The organism is Xanthomonas sp. WHRI 10207 (assembly GCF_040202975.1).
Classification (GTDB): domain Bacteria; phylum Pseudomonadota; class Gammaproteobacteria; order Xanthomonadales; family Xanthomonadaceae; genus Xanthomonas.
This window is the reverse complement of sequence record NZ_JBEGDX010000002.1, coordinates 660,123-679,138: the sequence shown is the minus strand read 5'-3', so window position 1 is coordinate 679,138 and position 19,016 is coordinate 660,123. Positions and strand designations below refer to the sequence as shown.

At 64.3% G+C, this 19,016-nt stretch carries 12 protein-coding genes and 1 other RNA gene; 3 read left to right on the top strand and 10 right to left on the bottom strand.

The window, feature by feature from the left end:
• Positions 1 to 560 precede the first annotated feature (560 nt).
• Complete coding sequence (locus ABQU90_RS08525; RefSeq protein WP_055849131.1) at positions 561 to 767, bottom strand: hypothetical protein; 207 nt, start codon at positions 765 to 767, stop codon at positions 561 to 563.
• A gap of 222 nt (positions 768 to 989) precedes the next feature.
• On the opposite strand from ABQU90_RS08525, the gene ABQU90_RS08520 reads away from it, so the two are divergent.
• Positions 990 to 1,700 (top strand): rRNA pseudouridine synthase, encoded by a 711-nt coding sequence (locus ABQU90_RS08520; RefSeq protein WP_055849133.1) that lies wholly within the window; start codon positions 990 to 992, stop codon positions 1,698 to 1,700.
• 1,216 nt (positions 1,701 to 2,916) lie between these two features.
• On the opposite strand, the gene ABQU90_RS08515 is transcribed toward ABQU90_RS08520, so the two are convergent.
• The 5 genes from ABQU90_RS08515 to ABQU90_RS08495 form a co-directional block, all read right to left on the bottom strand.
• A complete protein-coding gene (locus ABQU90_RS08515; protein ID WP_323521402.1) occupies positions 2,917 to 3,675 on the bottom strand; it encodes a hypothetical protein in 759 nt (252 codons plus the stop codon).
• Between the two features lie 156 nt (positions 3,676 to 3,831).
• Entirely contained in the window at positions 3,832 to 4,236 is a 405-nt protein-coding gene (locus ABQU90_RS08510) for a response regulator (protein ID WP_055849136.1), read from the bottom strand.
• Positions 4,237 to 4,314: 78 nt separating this feature from the next.
• On the bottom strand, positions 4,315 to 4,797 hold the full coding sequence (locus ABQU90_RS08505) for a hypothetical protein (protein ID WP_055849139.1): 483 nt from the start codon (positions 4,795 to 4,797) through the stop codon (positions 4,315 to 4,317).
• A 137-nt stretch (positions 4,798 to 4,934) separates the two neighbouring features.
• A complete protein-coding gene (gene recQ, locus ABQU90_RS08500; RefSeq protein ID WP_055849142.1) occupies positions 4,935 to 6,731 on the bottom strand; it encodes a DNA helicase RecQ in 1,797 nt (598 codons plus the stop codon).
• A gap of 325 nt (positions 6,732 to 7,056) precedes the next feature.
• Complete coding sequence (locus tag ABQU90_RS08495; protein WP_055849144.1) at positions 7,057 to 7,605, bottom strand: Dps family protein; 549 nt, start codon at positions 7,603 to 7,605, stop codon at positions 7,057 to 7,059.
• Positions 7,606 to 7,710: 105 nt separating this feature from the next.
• On the opposite strand from ABQU90_RS08495, the gene hrpA reads away from it, so the two are divergent.
• Complete coding sequence (gene hrpA / locus ABQU90_RS08490; protein WP_323521401.1) at positions 7,711 to 11,823, top strand: ATP-dependent RNA helicase HrpA; 4,113 nt, start codon at positions 7,711 to 7,713, stop codon at positions 11,821 to 11,823.
• 302 nt (positions 11,824 to 12,125) lie between these two features.
• Here the strand turns inward: hrpA and ABQU90_RS08485 are convergent, their stop codons facing one another.
• Entirely contained in the window at positions 12,126 to 14,762 is a 2,637-nt protein-coding gene (locus tag ABQU90_RS08485) for a TonB-dependent receptor (protein ID WP_323521400.1), read from the bottom strand.
• A gap of 126 nt (positions 14,763 to 14,888) precedes the next feature.
• On the opposite strand from ABQU90_RS08485, the gene ABQU90_RS08480 reads away from it, so the two are divergent.
• Positions 14,889 to 14,965, top strand: a non-coding RNA gene (locus ABQU90_RS08480) — sX9 sRNA.
• 43 nt (positions 14,966 to 15,008) lie between these two features.
• Here the strand turns inward: ABQU90_RS08480 and ABQU90_RS08475 are convergent.
• From ABQU90_RS08475 to ABQU90_RS08465, 3 genes are all read right to left on the bottom strand, one after another.
• A complete protein-coding gene (locus ABQU90_RS08475; RefSeq protein ID WP_323521399.1) occupies positions 15,009 to 16,043 on the bottom strand; it encodes a glucokinase family protein in 1,035 nt (344 codons plus the stop codon).
• A gap of 454 nt (positions 16,044 to 16,497) precedes the next feature.
• A complete protein-coding gene (locus ABQU90_RS08470; RefSeq protein ID WP_323521398.1) occupies positions 16,498 to 17,988 on the bottom strand; it encodes a PhoPQ-activated pathogenicity-related family protein in 1,491 nt (496 codons plus the stop codon).
• Between the two features lie 479 nt (positions 17,989 to 18,467).
• Positions 18,468 to 18,980: a hypothetical protein gene (locus ABQU90_RS08465; RefSeq protein WP_055849156.1), complete on the bottom strand. Its 513-nt coding sequence runs from the start codon at positions 18,978 to 18,980 to the stop codon at positions 18,468 to 18,470.
• Positions 18,981 to 19,016 lie beyond the last annotated feature (36 nt).

The following is a 19,016-nucleotide window of genomic DNA, read 5'->3' as shown; positions in this document are numbered from 1 at the left end:
GCTGGAGACGGGTGTGCTAAAGCCTTCCGTTCTGTAATAGTTACAGCGGATTCATTGCGCGGAAGAGATTCCCCGACAGCTGTCCATCGGCGCCTGACATCTTGATGGCGTCAGAGGCATGGAGCGCAGCTAACGCCGCTTTTGCGTGCACGTTAAATAGATGTTGCCGATGCTGGAAATAGTGCTCGCAATACGCATGTCGTCGCAGCGTATGTGCAGGAATCCGCATCGATCACTGATCGCGCGCGCCATTTGTTAGTCGCACTTGTAACGTCTGACTGGATCGATGCGTGTCACCTGCAGAACGCTCGTTCTGCCGCGCGTGACACGCTGGTACGCGCGTCGGATTGCGTCTTGCCCACCACCTGCAATGGACCTTGCGCAGATTCGTTGGAGCGTCAGCGAGGGATGCTGTCAACCTGCGTCGATCGATGTTGCGCCAGTGCCCCGCAGTGCAGGGCACTGCGTGCGAGCGTGAAGCACTGTCGGCAGCGCGCACTGCATCTGGTGACGAGGCGAACCTCAGCAGCCGAGCACGCGCGCCGCGCTACCAACCGGCATCAGGCTTCCAGCGCAGCCAGTACGTCGGCGTGCAACTGTCGTGCATCGGACTCGCTGTTGAACCGCGCGAAGACCTCTTCGCCAGAGATCATGCCGACCCGGACCGAGTGGCAATACGAGCCGAAGCTTTCGCCGGCGTTGAACGGATCGCTGATGACGGAGATATGGGTGACGCGGACCCGGGTGGTGCCGAACTTGATGAACATCTGCGAGCTCCTGTGTGAGCGCTGAGTTTCCCACTTTGTGCTGCTGGGCAGAAGCATGCACGGATGAAAGCGCGTCGGTGGGGTGACGCCAGGCAGTGCCGCAGCGTCCTTGCGCTTTTCGTGGCGTGGCCACCTGTGGAGCGGGTGACTGGAAAGGCGCTCGCCTCACGCATTCGGCGACCCAGCACGTACACTGCCGTGCCCTGATGCTGAGCTTGCCCGATGTCCGATCCCATTCGTCTCGATAAATGCGTTGCCGCGCAGTTTGGCTGCTCGCGTGGCGAGGCGCAGCAGTACATCGAGGGTGGCTGGGTCAGCGTGGACGGGGTCGTTGTCGAAGAGCCGCAGGCCCTGGCAACCGCCGTGCAGGTGACGCTTGCACCGGATGCAGTGCTTGAACCTGCCGAGCCTGCCACCTTGCTCTTGCACAAGCCGGCAGGCATGACCGCCGACGCTGCGCTGGCGCTGGCCAACCCGGCAAGCCGGAGCGAGCTGGACAACGCCGAGTTGCGCGTGCTCAAGCGGCATTTTCTGCGCCTCAGCGCGCCGCTGCCGCTGGAAGACGACGCCAGCGGCTTGCTGGTGTTGAGCCAGGACGGCCGCGTACTGCGCAGGCTGACGGCCGACGCCAGCTCGATCGAGCAGGAATTTTTGGTGGAAGTGCGCGGCGAGCTGCGCCCGTATGGCATGGCGCGTCTGGCGCACGGTCTGGTGTATCAGCAGCGCAGCCTGCCGCCGTGCAAGGTGAGCTGGCAGAACGAAGAGCGGCTGCGCTTTGCGATCAAGCACGTGCAGCCCGGCCAACTGCGCTACATGTGCGGCGAGGTGGGGCTGGACGTGGTGAGCATCCGCCGGCTGCGCGTGGGCCGCGTGTCGCTGGGCAAGCTGGCCATCGGCCAGTGGCGTTATCTGCCGTCGGGCGAACGTTTCTAAGAGACGTGTTGGCCAGTGTGCGTACGGTGTCTGCACGTAGCGCACTTGACTACGGTGGCCGCACCGACACAGCGATGCGTTTCGGCAAACGCGGATTGCTGTACGGCAACCAAGCGTCTTTGCTGCGGCCTTCGCGATGTCGACATCTAACATCATGAGGCGTGTACCAAGCACGCGCCGACTCACGTCGGCCGACGCCCGACCGGCCGCATCGCACGGAGCGATGCGTACCGCGCAAGGACGTCGCAGGCTGACGCTTGGTTCGCTTACTTCTTGTTGCGCCTTTTCTTGGCGCGGGTCACCAGCCAGAACACCACGGCGATGATCCCGATGACCAAGATGGCGAATGCCGGTGTCAGAAACGCGTTGTCGCCCATGAGAATCTCCTGAAAGTCATTGCAGCGAAGCGCTGCACTGACGTTAGCCTAGCGAGCGGTCTGCGTGATCGCGTGAAATGCGCTTGCTTGCTTGCAAGCACGCATCAATGCAAGCACGCATGCATCGACGCACGCTTACTTAGCTCGAAGGCCAGGAGCACTGTCGTGCGGCTAGGAGTGCATTGCTGCAGTGGAGGCGCTTGCTCTGCGGCGTTTGGTGCAACTAGCACGGAGGCCACGTGCGCAGTCAGAGCCATCGCAGGTCAACCAACTTCAGACAGACGTGTCAGCAACTGCGGTACTGCGACCAGCAGCCAGCGATATTCGAACCGTGCGACGCAGGCGCGAGCAGGATGCGTACTGCACCAATGAGATCAGCCAGCAGACGAGATCGATTGGATCAGTCAGCAGATCAGCGATGGTCGCCACGTGTGTCGACTGCAGCAACGATGCCGTTCGCATCGCTGGACGCGCTTCGCGACATCAAGTGAAGTGCAGGTTTCCATCAGCAGACGCAACTGTTGGCACACGGAAACGACGCGCGCAGGCACACAGATGAAAAGCCAACGGAGCGCGCTCATCGCGTCGCAACGTTCTGACGAGCGCGTTGGCCGATGCAAGACAGCACTGCGCCACGGCAGGTCTGCACCAGCAATGTACCGGCAGGGGCGTGCTCAGCGCCCCGCGAGTTGAGCGGCCCAACAGGCCTCGCGTCCGGAGGTTGCAGTTTAAATGAGACGCGCATCACGTAAATCGGGGGCGCGCCTACAGGCTGTCGGGGTGTTCCCGACAACCATGCTGGTGCGACTGCGCTCGCAGCGGAGCGCAGTCGCCGAAGGTCACTGAAACGCGGGCGTGCAGCGGAAGCCGGCGCAATCGATCTGCACCGTGCTGCCACTCTGGCAGGTCGCAGTGAAGCGGGTGGGGCCAGCCGCTTGCACCGGGCCACAGTTCAAACCGCTGCTGATGCTTTGAGCGCGTGCCATGGACGATTCGCTCGACATCGCCGGGCCTGCAGGCGTCGTCGGAGCCGCAGCGACGACGGGCGATGCCGCAACGCGGGCAGGCGCGACGGTGGGGGCATCGGTTGCCAGTGGCGTTGTCACCGCTTCGTTGTGCGTGCGGCCGCTTGCCGCCACCACACCGCCTTGCGCGGTCTCGCCTTGCAGTGGCTGCCCACGTTCCTCGCGACGGCGGTCGAAGCTCAGCGTCTGCCCGAACACCAGCTGGATCCAGCTCGGGTAGGTATAGCCGGTGCCCTTATTGTGGTCGACGATGGCGCCGATCGCGCCGCCGATCAGGATGTTGCCCCAGATGCCCATGTTGGCACGCGAGATGGAGCGGCCCGCCGCATCGCGCTGACCGGGCAGCACGCAGGTGACCTCCAGATCGTGCGCGGACCGGCGCACCTGTGCGGTCTGGCCGGACTTCAGGGTGACGCGCCCCTTGTCGTTGCCGATGGCGCAGTCGGCGCCGGTGACGGTTTGTCCGTCGGCGGTCTTGGTATCGACGCGTATCGGCTGGGTCGCGTCGTTCATCACCGTTGCGCAACCACTCAACGCAGCCATGGCAATGGCTGCGGTCACTAGCTGTTTCATGTTGTCCCCTGGCGTAAAGCACAGCGGCACCAGGCGGGCATTGCACCGCGGCCTTGGCACAGCTATGTCGTGATCAATCCCCGTTGCCGCCGCATCGCGCGACGGCTGGCATTTCATACCGGGATTGTGGGCCGCCGTCCAGCTGCGGCGTCCGCGTTACACGCCCGGGGTGGCGAGCACGCGGCGTTTCGCCATCACGCTGCGGATCGCGGTGAGCAGTTGTTCGGGGGTGTAGGGCTTTTCCAGGAAGGCCACGCCGTCAGGCAGTATCTCTTCCACGTACTCGACCGCCAGGCCGGAGGTCAGCAGCACGGGCAGGTTGTATGGCGCATACGCAGTCTTCAACGCAAGATCCACGCCGGTCAGGCCGCCGGGGAAGTGGATATCGGAAAACAACACATCGACGCGCGGGTCGCTGTCGATCAGGGTCAGGGCTTCTTCGACCGATCCGGCGCTGCGGCAGGTAAAGCCGTAACTTTCCAGGACAAGGCAGCTGAGTTGTCGGGTGCCGTCGCCGTCTTCAACGACGAATACAACTGGCCGTTCCTTGTTCTGTGACATGAGCACGTCTCGTAAGGCAAGCCACATTTTCAGCGATGCGGCAGTGAACCCCCCGTCAACGCAGACGCAGCCGTATGGTTACCAGCCGAACGGGCCCGGGCCATAACCGCCGGGTGCGTAGCGTGGGCCGAACACTGGGCCTTCGCCGCGGCCGACGCTGATGCTGACGCCGATCTGATGCGCCTTGCCGTCGTCGTCGTAATAGGTCTTGCAGGAGTTCAGATTGACCGCCTGCCAGTTGCTGTTGCCGCCGCGGTTGGAATAGCCCATGCCGGTCTCGACCGCACCATGCAGCTTGCCCTGGCATTGCTCGGCGCGTTCGGCCGCGATCGATGCGGCGCTGGGGCGTGCCAGCGCCGGGCGGGGGCCGCTCTTGTCGCCGTAAAACGTGCCGGGCGGGTCGGTGCTGTACTCCGGGTCGGAGCGGTATTGCAGCGGTGCCTGGGGGACGCTCAGGTCCAGCGAGCGGGCGGTGGCCGGTTCGGCGCTGACATCGCCGGTCTGGGCGAGCGCGCCACCGGCGGCAAATAGAGTGGCCAGGAGAAGCAGGCTGCGTTTCATCGGTTGGACTCTATAGGAATGACTGGCAGCGCGTGCCAGCTCGCCTTGTGAAACTAGCAACGGCTGATTGAATGCGCGCTGTCGATTCGGCCGATTGTTGTGTCGAGACAGGCATGGCGCTGACACACGCTGTTGCATCAGCCTTGCTCGCGCACGATCTCGATCAGCTGCGCACCATAGCGGGCCAGTTTGCCGCCACCGATGCCGCCGACCCGCGATAACGCATCGATGCTGGTGGGCCGTTGCTCGGCGATATTGCGCAGCGTGCTGTCGTGGAAGATCACGAAGGCCGGCACGTTCTGTTCCTTGGCCAGTTCCGCGCGCAAACCGCGCAGCGCGTTGAACAACACCAGATCCTGCGGCTGCACCGGCAGGCCGGTGCGCTGCGCGCCGCGATCCCGTCCGGCGGCCGGATTCTCGCGGCGCATCATCACCTGGCGCTCGCCCTTGAGCACCTGGCGGCTGGCGTCGGTCAGGCGCAGGCCGCCGTGGCCTTCGCTGTCGACTTCCAGCAGGCTGGCCGCCACCAGCTGGCGGAACACGCCGCGCCAGGTGCGCTCGTCCAGGTCGCGGCCGATGCCGTAGGTGCTCAGTTGATCGTGGCCAAGCTGTTTGATGCGCTCGTTCTCGCTGCCGCGCAGGATGTCGAGCAGGTGACCGACACCGAAGCGCTGCCCGCTGCGGTACACGCAGCTCAGCGCTTTCTGCGAGGCCACCGTGGCATCCCACGCCGCTGCCGGGGTCAGGCAGTTGTCGCAGTTGCCACAGGGTTTGGGATAGGTCTCGCCGAAGCCGGCCAGCAGTACCTGGCGGCGGCACTGCATGGATTCGCAGTAGCCGAGCAGGTGATCGAGCTTGGCGCGTTCCAGGCGCTTGCGCTCCTCGGCCGCTTCGCCCTGTTCGATCATCTGCTTGAGCAGCACTACATCGCCCAGGCCGTAGCAGAGCCAGGCTTCGGCCGGGTCGCCATCGCGGCCGGCGCGGCCGGTTTCCTGGTAGTAGCCCTCCAGCGATTTGGGCAGGTCCACATGCGCCACGAAGCGCACGTCCGGCTTGTCGATCCCCATGCCAAAAGCAATCGTGGCGGTCATGATGATGCCGTCCTCGCGCAGGAAACGGCGCTGATTCTGCGCACGCACTTCGGCGGGCAGGCCGGCGTGATAGGGCAGCGCGTTGAAGCCTTGCGCGCACAGCTGCTGGGCGGTTTCTTCGACCTTGCGCCGCGACATCGCATAGACGATGCCGGCCGAGCCGCGATGGCGGGTGAGAAATTCCTGCAGCTGCTTGCGCGCGTTGTCCTTCTGCACCACGGTGTAGCGGATGTTGGGGCGGTCGAAGGAGCTGACGAAGTGGCGTGCGTCCACCAGATCCAGACGCTCGGCGATTTCGCGCTGGGTGGGCGGGTCGGCGGTGGCGGTCAAGGCCATGCGCGGGATGTGCGGCCAGCGCTCGTGCAGCACGGTGAGCTGGCGATATTCGGGGCGGAAGTCGTGGCCCCATTGCGATACGCAATGCGCTTCGTCGATGGCGAACAGCGCGATGCGGCTGCGTTCCAGCAACGACAGGAAGCGCTGGGTGAGCAGGCGCTCCGGTGCGACGTAGAGCAGATCCAGATCGCCTGACAGCAGGGCGCGTTCGACCCGTTGCGCGTTTTCCGCATCCAGCGTGGAATTGAGGAATTCGGCGCGCACACCCAGCTGGCGCAGGGCTTCGACCTGGTCCTGCATCAGCGCGATCAATGGCGACACCACGATGCCGATGCCGTCGCGCAACAGCGCTGGCACCTGGTAGCACAGCGACTTGCCGCCGCCGGTGGGCATCAGTACCAGGGCGTCGTTGCCGGCAGCGACGTGTTCGACAATGGCTTGTTGCGGGCCGCGGAAGTCGTCGTAACCGAAGACGCGGCTGAGCAGTTCGTGGGCGGGGGAAGACATCCGCCTAGGATACCGTGCGGGTCAAGCTCTGGTCGGTGTCATGCCGGCAGTGTTGCGTACTGGCTGGTCGGGGAACGCCGCGAGGTGATGGCGGTTGATCAGCGGTGTGTGAGGTCTTGTGAGGTTGAGCTGGATGAAGCTTCGCACCGTACCCTCACCCCAACCCCTCTCCCGGAGGGAGAGGGGCTCAACAACTGACAGCACAAAGCACCCCCTGACTCAGGGGGCGCGCCGAAGGCGCTGGGTATGGCAGGCAGTGAGCAGGCGCCCAAGGTTTCGGCGCGGCGAAACCTTGGGCAAACCCGCAGGGGCCAAGCCCAAGGGGTTACTGCAGCAGCGAGCGCAGCATCCAGGCGTACTTTTCGTGGGTCTGCAGACGCTGGGTCAGCAGGTCCACGGTCGGGTCGTCGCCGGCATCGTCGGCGGTGCCCAGTACCTTGCGCGCGGTGCGGCAGAGCGCTTCGTTGCCGCTGACCAGCTGGCGCACCATCTCCCGCCAGTCGGCGCTGTCGCTCAGGCCCGGCTCTTCCGGAATCGAGGTCAATGCGACGAACTCGCTGTAGGAGCCCGGTGCGTTATAGCCCAGGGCGCGGATGCGCTCGGCCACTTCGTCCAGCGCGGCCCACTGCTCGGTGTACTGGGTTTCGAACATGGTGTGCAGCGAGTTGAACATCGACCCGGTGACGTTCCAATGGAAGTTGTGGGTCTTCAGATACAAAGTGAAGGCGTCAGCCATGTAGCGGGCCAGACCGTCGGAGATCTTCTTGCGATCGCCGTCCTTGATCCCGATATCGATATGCGGCGCCGACGCGGCAGCGACCGGCAGGGCATCGTTGATGACGACGGGCTTGTTGGCGTTCTTTTTCTTGGACATGGGATGGCCCTTCTGAGGAAGTGGATGTCTGATGGAACAGATATGGCGTCACAATAGACAGGCTAAAGGATCAAACGTCATTCAATCTTTCACATTTTTCCATCAATGAGCGCTATCGACACCGACCTTGCCACGCTGCTGCGTGAGCGCCGCCACGCCGTGGATGGCGCAATGAGCCGAGACCGGGGCCGCCTGCTTGGCCTATGGTCGCGCTGGCAGGGCAAACCCGGCAACCCGCAGCTGCGCGACGCGTTCGAGCAGGCGTTGGCGGCGTCGCTGACGCAGCGGCAGGCGCGCGCCGAGCAGCAGCCGGCAATCACGCTCGACACGCAACTGCCGATCGCACGCGAAGCCGAGCACATCATCGGGTTGATCCGCGACCACCAGGTGGTGGTCATCGCTGGCGAAACCGGCTCCGGCAAGACCACCCAGCTGCCCAAGCTGTGTCTGGCCGCCGGGCGCGGTGCCGCAGGCATGATCGGCTGCACCCAGCCGCGCCGGATCGCCGCGCGTGCGGTGGCCGCGCGGGTGGCCGACGAGCTGAAGACGCCGTTGGGCACCGTGGTGGGCTTCCAGGTGCGCTTCACCGACCGGGTGAGCGAGCAGTCGCGCATCAAGTTCATGACCGACGGCATCCTATTGGCGGAGATCGCCAGCGACCGCTGGTTGTCGGCCTACGACACCATCATCGTGGATGAGGCGCACGAGCGTAGCCTCAACATCGACTTCCTGCTCGGCTACCTCAAGCAGCTGCTGAAGAAACGCCCTGATCTCAAGTTGATCGTGACCTCGGCGACCATCGATACCGAGCGCTTTGCGCAGCATTTCGACAATGCGCCGGTGATCAATGTGGAAGGGCGGACCTTTCCGGTCGAAGTGCGCTATCGCCCGCTCGAAGGCGAAAGCGGCGGCGACGATGCGCAGGATGCCGGCCGCGACGGCGAGCGCAGCGTCAACGATGCGATCGTGGCGGCAATTGACGAGATCACTCGCATCGATCCACGTGGCGATGTGCTGATGTTCCTGCCGGGCGAGCGCGAGATTCGCGATGCGCATCATTCGCTGGAACGGCGCAAATACCGCGAGACCGAAGTGGTGCCGCTGTATGCGCGGCTATCGGCGGCCGACCAGGACCGCGTGTTCAATCCTGGCCCGCGCCGGCGTCTGGTGCTGGCCACCAACGTGGCCGAAACCTCGTTGACGGTGCCACGCATCCGCTATGTGGTGGACCCGGGCTTTGCGCGCGTCAAGCGCTACAGCCCGCGGCAGAAGCTGGACCGCCTGCATATCGAGCCGATCTCGCAGGCCAGCGCCAATCAGCGCATGGGCCGTTGCGGGCGGATCGCCGAAGGCATTTGCTACCGGCTATATGCCGAAGCGGACTTTGCCGCGCGGCCGGCGTTTACCGATCCGGAAATCCGGCGCGCGTCGTTGTCGGGCGTGATTCTGCGCATGCTGCAACTCGGGCTGGGACGGATCGAAGACTTTCCATTTCTGGAAGCGCCCGACGAGCGTGCGGTGGCCGATGGGTGGCAGCAGTTGCTGGAGCTGGGCGCGATCGACGCCGAGCGCCGTCTGACCGCCATCGGTCGGCAGATGGCGCGCCTGCCGGTGGACGTCAAGCTGGCGCGCATGCTGGTGGCCGCGCAGCAGCACGGCTGCCTGCGCGAGATGATCATCATCGCCGCGTTTTTGGGCATCCAGGACCCGCGCGAACGACCGCCGGAAGCGCGCGAGGCGGCCGACAATGCGCATGCATTGTTTGCCGATGCGCGCTCGGAATTCGTCGGCATCCTGCGCCTGTGGGATGCGTACCGGCAGGTGCACGAAGACCTCACCCAGTCCAAGTTGCGCGATTGGTGCAACCGGCATTTTCTGGGCTTTTTGCGCATGCGCGAGTGGCGCGAGCTGCATCGGCAGTTGCGCCTGTTGTGCGAAGAACTTGGCTGGAGCGAAGAGCCGGCCAACGTGATGCTGGCGCCGCTGCTGGCGGGCGCCAGCGCGCCTGCGCGCGAGGATGGACATAACGCCAACCGGCCGACGCGCGGGCAGCTGCATCGCGCCGCGCGTCTTGCGCGCGAAGGCAAACCCGATCCGACTGCGCCACCGACGCAATCCGCTGCGGCGGCATCGAACAAACAAGCCGAGGCCGCTGAAGGCTCGGCGCGCGCGAGCGAGCGCGAACGCGCTGCCGCGTACCAATCGCTGCACCGCGCGCTGCTGGCGGGCCTGCCTACGCAGATCGGCCATCGCACCGAAAAGGGCGACTTTTTGGCGGCGCGGCAACGCCGGTTCGTGCCGTTCCCGGGTTCGGCATTGGCACGCAAGCCACCGCCGTGGATTCTTGCGGCGACCTTGCTGGACACGCAAAAAGTGTGGGGCATGACCAACGCCGCGATCGAGCCGGATTGGGCCATCGCTGAGCTGCCGCATCTGCTGGCACGCAAGCATTTCGACCCGCATTGGTCGCGCGCGCAAGGGCAGGTGGTGGCCTCGGAGCAGATCAGCCTGTTCGGGCTGGTGCTGGCGCCGAAGAAGCCGGTGCATTTCGGCAAGATCGACCCGGCCGCCGCGCACGATCTGTTCGTGCGGCAAGCCCTGGTGACCGGCGAAATCAATACGCGCGCGGCGTTTGTGGCCGACAACCTCAAGGTGCTGGAACAGGCGCGCGAGGAAGAGGCCAAGCTGCGCCGTGCCGGCATCGTGGCCGACGAAGGCTGGCAGGCGCGCTGGTATCTGGACCGCATTCCGGCCGAGCTGCATTCGGCCAGCGGCCTGGATGCATGGTGGAAAACCTTGCCGCCAGACAAGCGCCGCGGCCTGCACTGGACCTTGAACGATCTGCTGCCCGGCGAAGGCAGCGAGGCCGATCGCTTTCCCAAGTATTTCCCGCTGGGCGATGCGCGGCTGCCGTTGCAGTACCGCTTCGAGCCGGGTGCGATCGATGACGGCGTCACCCTGGACGTGCCGCTGCACCTGCTCAATGCGCTGGACCCGGCGCGCCTGTCATGGCTGGCGCCCGGCTTTGTCGCCGACAAGGCATCGGCGCTGATCCGCAGCCTGCCCAAGGTGCAGCGGCGCAATTTTGTGCCAGCGCCGGATTTCGGGCGTGCGTTCTACGAGGCCTACAGCCTGCCGTCTGCCGACGATATCCGTGGCGAGCTGGCGCGCTTTCTGTCCAAAGCCACCGGGGTGCAGGTCGCGGCGCTGGATTTCGATGAAGAATCGCTGGACACGCATCTACTGATGAACCTGCGTCTGCGCGACGACGATGGCAAGGTGCTGGCCGAATCGCGCGATCTGGACGGGCTGCGTGCGCGCTTCGGCGAACGCGCCGGGCAGGCGTTTGCTGCGCGTGCCGGGCGCGCGTTGGCTGCGGAAGGATTGCGCGATTTCCCCGCCACGCCGATTCCCGAACAGGTCGCCGGCGAGGCTGGCGTGCCGGCGTACCCGGCCTTGGTGGATCAGGGCGACGATGCTGCCTTACGCATCTTTGCTGACCGCAACGACGCCGCGCAGGCGCATCCGCGCGGCGTGCGTCGCCTGCTGGAAATCGCGTTGGCCGACAAGATCAAACACGCGCGCAAACAGTTGCCGGTCTCGCCCAAAACCGGTCTGCTGTATGCAGCGATCGAATCGCAAGAGCGGCTGCGTGGCGATCTGGTCGATGCCGCGCTCAATGCGGTGCTGGCCGACGGGCTGGGCGCGATCCGCGACCCGGGTGCGTTTGCGCAACGCCGCGACGATGCGACCAAGCGCCTGTTCGGCGAAGCGATGGAACGGCTCAAATTGGCCGAGAGCATCCTGGGCGCCGTGGCCGAGCTCAAACCGTTGCTGGAAGCGCCACTGATGGGCTGGGCACGCGGCAATCTTGACGACATGGAGCAGCAGTTGCGCGCGCTGGTGCATGCCGGCTTCCTGCGTGACACACCTGCCGAGGCGCTGGCCAATTATCCGCGCTATCTCAAGGCGATGATCCTGCGGACCGAGCGTGCCAAGCGCGACCCGGCGCGCGATCAGTCGCGCATGCTCGAGCTCAAGCCGTTTGTGGATGCGTTGGGCGATGCGGCTGCGCGTGGCTTGCAGCAACGTGCCGACTGGCAGGCGCTGCGCTGGGATCTGGAAGAACTGCGGGTGTCGGTGTTCGCGCAGGAGCTCGGTGCCAGGTCCGGCGTGTCGGCGAAGAAATTGTCGCAGCGGGTGGCGGCGTTGCGCTGATGAGTTGTCGGCGGATTGCGTACGGCTGCTTGCAGCCCGCTGTAGCGTGATCCGTTCGCACTTACCTGGCGACGAGTGATGGGCCATGCGCTTGGCCGCCGCAAGGGCATGTCGGTCGCCTGCCGTGCCATGCGTGACGTGACGTGACGTGTAGATCATATTGCTTGGACGAGCCATGCGTGGCGTCCGCCACGCATGGCCCAGCGGTACTGGCCGATGCAGGCTTCCAACGCACCCCGCGCGGTGCGGCCACATGGCAGTGGCCGCACCCACGAAGACGCCAGCCTCAGAACGTCGCAGCCTCAGAACTTCACGTGCAGGCTCGCCATATAGCGCCGCCCGCTTTTGTAGCGGCCGGCCAGATGGTCCTTGTCCCCCAGATACTGCAGATACTCTTTATCCAGCAGGTTCTGCCCATCGATCTGCAGCGACCAGTTCGGGCTGAATGCATAGCCGATGCTGGCGCCGAGTTCGGCGTAGTCGTCCACGCTGGCCGGTGCCGCACCGGCCACATAGCCGCCGGCGAGATAGCTGTCGCGCCAGTTGTAGGTCAGTCGCGCGTTGAGCGGGCCTTTCTCAAAGTACGGGCTGAAGGCCACGCTGTTGCGTGACTGGTACGGCAGCGCATCGCCGGTGTTGTTTTCGCCGTTGGCGTAGGTGTAGTTGGCGGTCAGGCCAAAGCCGCTGTCGCCGAAGGGTTGCTGGAACGAGAGGTTGAAGCCCTTGACCTTGCCGTCGCCGGCATTGCGCGGCCGCTGCACGCTGTAGTCGCAGTAGCCGTCGGCGGTGCAGCCGTTGCTGCCGAGCAATTGCGCCCAACTCTGCGGTGCGGTATCGCGCAGCGCGTTGTACTGACGCTCCACGCTGGTGCTGGTGTCGATGTAGTTGTCGATCTTTTTGTAGAACACCGACCACGCCACCACCGATTGCTGTGCGAAGTAATACTCTGCCGAGAGATTGAAATTCCACGATTCGTACGGTGACAACTCGGCGTTGCCGCCGCTGCCGGTCAGCGTGGTGTCGTTGAGGAAGGTATTGTTGACCATCTGGTTGTAGGGTGCCCAGGCGATCACCTTGGCCGCGGCAAAGCGGAACACCCAGTCCTCGTTGGTGTCGTAGGACACGGTCAGCGACGGCAGCAGAAAGTCCTCTTTGCGGGTGCGCGTCTGCCACAGGCTGTCGGCGTTGGCCAGCGACGGTGTGCCGCTATAGACAAAGCCGCTGCCCTCGGTCTTGGAGTCCACATAGCGCACGCCCAGATTGCCGCGCAGACCGCCGCCGGAGAAATTCAGCTGCGCGTAGGCCGCGTTATTGGTCTGCTCCAGCGCCCAGCTGTTGTTGAGATAACTGGCAGGATCCGGCGCGTTGTAATCGACCGGGCTGTTGCGGATCCAGTTCAGCACATTGTTGCGCCCGGCCTGCACGTGCTGGCCGTGGTCGGGATAAAAATCCTGCAGGTCGGTCAGACCGATCGTGCCAACATCGGCCAATGTGCCAGGGGTCACTCCGCCGTAGACGTTGAGCTCGAAACGTTCCTCATGTTTGCCATGACGCACGCCCAGCAGTAACTGGTTGAACACGCTATCGAACTGCACATCCAGATCCAGTTGGCCGTAGGTGTCCTTGCTCTCGGTGGAGAAGATGCCGTTGTTGCCGAACCAGCCGCCGGCCGAGCCCCAATTGACCGGGTCGCGTGCGCGCGCAGGGTCATCGAACTGGATGCCGCGGTGCGTGTCCCAACGGAAGCCGCCGTTGTAGAACGGCTCGATGAAGTATTGCGACAGATCCTTGTTTTCGGATTTGCTCTGTCCCATCTGTCCCTTCACACCCCAGCCATCGCCGCGGAACGCGCCGCGCAGATCCAGGCCTTTGGTGGTGACTTCCGATTCGCGCACGTTGTTGTCGTAGATCACCGTGCCGCCAAGCGGATCGGTATTGGCGCTGGAATGGCCGCTGGTCACCACGCCGTTGCGCACATCGCCTAGCTGGTCCACCGCGGCCACCGTGCCGGCATTCCAGGTCAAAAAGCTGTACATCGACTGGTTGTAGTTGTCGAACTTCTCGTTGATGTACACGCCGCTCAGATTGAATTCCAACGCGTCGCTGGGTTTGAGTTGCAGGTTGACCACTGCGCTGTCGCGCTCGCGGTCCTGCTGAAACCACGCAGCGTTGATCGAGTTGGGCACGTCTGCATCGGCCGGAACCGTGCCTGCGGCGTTGGCGAAGGTGCTGGCAGGCGCATAGCCGAATACTTCCATGCCGCGGCGGTCCACGCGTTCTTCATAGTGCTGCGCGGACACGGCAATGCCGAAGGTTTCTGCGGGATTTTTCCAGCTATAGAGCAGGGCCGCATTGGGATTGCCCTTGCTGGCCTGGTCGCTGTAGCTGTAGCCGATGGAGCCGGCGATCTCGTTGGCTTTCAGATCCAGCGGTTGGCGCGTGTGCATCAGCACCGTGCCGCCGAGGCTGCCTTCGGTCAGCCGCGCTTCGGAGGACTTGAGGATCTCCACGCGGCCCAGGATCTGCGGCGCCAGCAAGGTGTAATCGAATCCGCGGCTGGGCTGCTCGCCGTACAGCCAGATCGCCTGTGCCACCGGGTGGCCATCCAGGAACGACAGATTCAAGCTGGGGTCGGTGCCGTCGATGCTTACGCGCTCGCCCTGGCCGAAGCGTCGGTCCAAGGTGACGCCGGGAATCTGCGATAGCGCTTCGGCCACATTGGTGCTGGGAAACTTGCCGATGTCCTCGGCAGTGATCGCTTCGGAAATGCCGGTGTTGTTACGTTTGGTATCCAGCGATTTTTCCAGGCTGGCACGGATGCCGACCACCTGGACGGCGTCCAGCTCGGTGGCTTGCTGGCCAGGGCTGTCCTGGGCTTGCGCGGTGACCGCCAACGACAACGCAATCGCACTGCACAGCAGGGTGGTGCTGTATTTCATGATGTCTCTCCTCATCACGCACAGGGATGGATGGCGGGCCGTGGCTCGCCGGATGCGGGGGCTGAAAGTAGCTAGCAAAACTACTGTGCAGCCGCCAGGCGGGCGCGGCCGGTGCTCGGAATCCTCATGTACCCCTCGTACACTCCGGTTCTGAGCGCGCCGTCCACACCCACCTGACGACTGCTCGCTACGTTTTGTTAGCCACTTTTAGTAACCGCACGTTCGGGAAAACGCGCGGTGGAACGCTTACGACACGTCAGCGTGGTGTTGCAGATACCAATTGGCCGCACCGAGCACGCCCAGCTGCCCGTGCTCGACCAGCTTGACCGGGATGCGTTCGAGCACCGCGCGCATGTTGCCCTTGTCCAGAAAACGCGCGCCGAACGTGCTGGATGCCAGAAAGTGTCCGACCGTCGGCAGGATGCCGCCGGCCAGATAGATGCCGCCGGCAGCGCCGTAGGCCAGCGCCATGTCGCCGACGGCGTGGCCAAGCAGGGCGGAGAACACGTGCAGGGTTTCGCGCGCCAGTGCGTCGTCTTCATGCAATGCCGCATGCGTGATTGCCGCAGGCTGCTGATGACGTTGCGGCGAACCGTGCAGCGCACACACCGCGGCATACAGCCGCAACAGTCCAGGGCCGGACAACACGTGCTCGAGCGGCAGATAGTGCTGGTCGCGCAGCAGGATGCGCAGCAACTGCTGTTCGTGCGCGTGCGTGCTGGCCAATGCAACCTGGCCTGCTTCGGTCGCCAGCACGATGGGGCGCGGCTTGGCATCGATCCACACCGCCGCGCCCAACCCGGTACCGGGACCGACCACCAGGATCGGCCCAGCGCTGCGTGCGTGCCGCGGCGTAGGCCCGCTCAGTTGCAGCACTGCACGCGCTTCCATCTGCGGCGCCGCATAGGCGACCGCTTCGAAGTCGTTGACCAGATGCACGTTGCGCAGTTCCAACGCGGCGCGCAGGCGGCTGGGCGAGATACTCCATGGCAGGTTATTGCTGATGAAGCTGCCGTCGTCCAGCGCAACGCCAGCGCTGGCGATCACGACCGTTTCAACACGGCTCACCTGCGGCAGGAAGTCGGCCAGGATGGCGTCCAGGCTGGCGTAGTCGCCGCAGCGATAGGTGCGGTAGTGGGCAAGCGCAATCGCCGCGCGCTCTGTTTGCAGCACATGGCCAAGACGCACATGCGTGCCGCCGACATCGGCCGCAATAAAGCCGGCGGCGACAGGAGCAGCAGGCGTGGCAGAAGCGTGAGCAGAACGCGAAGTCGCAGCCACATGCAGTCCTTAGTCCGTCTGATCAGCCGATGCCATCAGCGCGTAGCGGCCTGTTTAGAAGTTGGTGACAACGATGTCAATGGTCCAGTCGGGTTGGATCGATCTTGTTGGCAGGCTCAAGTGCAAAAACCGCGCTTTGGACCGGTTCTATGCGGACTTCATTGCGCAACGTGGACAAGACGGTGCAGTTGGTGCGTTTGCAGTTGGCGCGGTGACGGTGTGCAGGCGTGCTCAGCTGGTGCGGATGCATGCGGTGGCCGTGAGGTGCGAGTCCACCGACCACCTGTCTTTATTTGGGAGCGCTACGCGACATCGCGACCTACTGTCTGGTGAAGCCAAAGCCATTGGCAGGCCCAGCGTCACTACCGTTTGCGGATCAAGGTTGGCTATGCAAGATGCCGAACGGCGCGCCGCGCGATGCGTTGCCCGCGCTCCCTGCAACAGCAATCACCGTTCAACCCGCAGCAGCGCGACTCGCAATGCCGGGCAACGTGCTGCACGCGGCATTGTCGGTGGGAGGTGCTGTAGAGGGATATTGCTGCTTGCCAAGCACATAGGTCTGGCTGGTGGCGACGAATCCGTCCGCATAGGTGGCTTCGACGAAATAGGCGTTCCAACCGGCATCTGGAGTCTGCACCGGCACCGAAACGGTGTTGCCGCGTGCAAGCGCAATCGGGGTGGCGTGGTAGCGGATGCCGCAGGCATAGCGGAAGTCGCGCGCCTGCGGATTGGTGGCCACCCACAGCCGCACTTGCGTCGGTCGTTCCGACGAGCGGAAGCGAATGTGCGGTGCGTCGCCTGCGCGCAACGTGTCGCTCACATTGGGGAGCGAGCGTTGCTGCTGCAGCCGCGCAATGAACGGCACCAAGCTATCGACGATCGATGCGCGGATGCCGTTGTGCGCGCTGTTGGGCACCATGCGCAAGGCCTTGCTGCCAGGCAGCGCGTCATAGAAAAACTGCGTGTTGTCTGGCAGAAAAAAATCATCGCCGCTGGCGTTGACGATGTACTTGGGCACTCTCAGGCGCTTGCGATAGGGCGTGTGCAGATAACTCAGCGGGTCCTGCAGTTGCACCAGTTGCGCGAACGCCGGGGTCTGCAATTGCCCGGTGATTCCCTGCTTCGCATAGGCGTTGAATGCAATCGGCCAGTTGCCGCCGTATGCCCGATACATGTGGTCCAGCACGGCCGGCATGTTGAGGATGTCGATCACGAACGGCACCACAGCGTCCACGCGTGGGTCGGCGATGGTGGCGTGCCAGCTGGCCCAGCCGCGCTTGGACGCGCCAGCAAGAATGAAGCGATGGATCTGCAGCGGTGCCAACTCGCGCTCGGCCAGACTCATGGTGCGCGCGATCGCCGCGGCCATCGGTACATGCAGCGGCATGGTCTTGCGCTGCTGCGGCGATTGCAGAAACAGCGACCAGCTGTAGGCGACGCTGTCGTCCTCGCGGCGCGGGGCGGCATCGCCCTGATACTGCAGCGCCTGATTGGGGATGTCGCTCAGCGCGATGACCACGGTGCGGCTGCGTTGCGCCAGCGCCGCCAGCGCTTCAGGCGGCAACTCGCTGGCCGGCTGCGCCGCACTGCCGGCGACCGGGTGACGCGTGCCATTGGTGGAGATCAATAATGCGCGCGTCGGCAGCGCATCGGCGGGCACATACATCGCCACGTCATGCTGCCAGGTGGCCGGGGTGACGAGCCCTTCAGGCGACCATGTCTGCGAGGTCAACAGGTAGTCGCGCCGCTCGACACCGGCGATGCGGCTGGTGGCCCCTCGCCTGTAGACCAGCGGCTGCTGTTCTACTGCATCGCGATAGCAGATCAGAGCTTGATCAAACCCGACCTCGGGCGCGGTGGCGCAGCGTTCGGTAGCAGTGGACGCCAGTGCTGGCCCTGCGATCAAGGCCAGCAATGCAATCCCGCAGCGTGTCATCAGGCGCATCGGCATTCTCCGTCAGCGGCGCTGGGGGCAGCGCGATCAAGGGCCTGGCCCGCGCCAGATGCGCAGATCAAGCCTGTTGTCGGTGGCCAGTCTGGCACGTAGGACGCATCCATCCTTTGCAGTGCCCACACCAGATGCCGGCGAAAACGAAGTCAAGCTTGTCGGCAAACAGAGGCAGCTACATTGACTTACCAGCTTCTCGCAGAAGCGCGCTTACAAGCGATCGGACAGTGCCGGCCAGTCTTCATCGCACATCCGCGCGCGCCGGCAAGGGGCAGCGTTTCTCTGCTTCTGCAGCACCTTTCCGCCATCGGCACTGCTTTTACGGGCTAACACTTGCAAGGGTAAAAAACGCAGCGAGCGGTCGTCAGCGATGCATTGACGGCGTACTCAGCACCGAAGCGTACGACTGGCCCATGCCGCACCGAGCACCGGCTACGCCCGCCTGACGGCGAGCGCAGTCGTTTTGTTGGCCGCGCTTACTTGATCCGCCGCACCTTGGCCGGGGTGTTGTACCCCTCGATCTGCAGATACCACACGCCGACCAGGCCTGGCTTGATCTTGACCTTGGGAGCCTCCTTGCGCACGCCGGAGAGGCTGGCCACATCGGTCTGTTCCCATTCCTGACCATTGGCCAGCGTATAGACGCGGCCTTTGGAGAAGCCCTTGAACTCGCCGACGATGTTGCTCTCGATCGGCTCCTTGCTGCCGAAGTCGAAGAAACCACGGTTCTTGACGATGATTTCCTGGCGGCCGGCTTCCTTTGCCTGTTCGACCACGACGGCGGCTTCCTTGGCGACCTTGCCCTGCAGCCAGTCGTTGAGCGCAGCCAGTTCGCTGGCATCGAGCTTGTCCAGGCCAGCAGCCTTGAACTGTTCGGCGCTCATCTGCGACTGCAGATCGCCGTGGACTGCGCGCTGCGCCAGGGCCGGGGTGGCGGTCAATGCAAGAGACAGGCAGACCAGCAGGGGAATGCGGCGCACGAGCGACATGGAAGCCATCCGACAGGGAAGAGGTGGCTAGTGTAG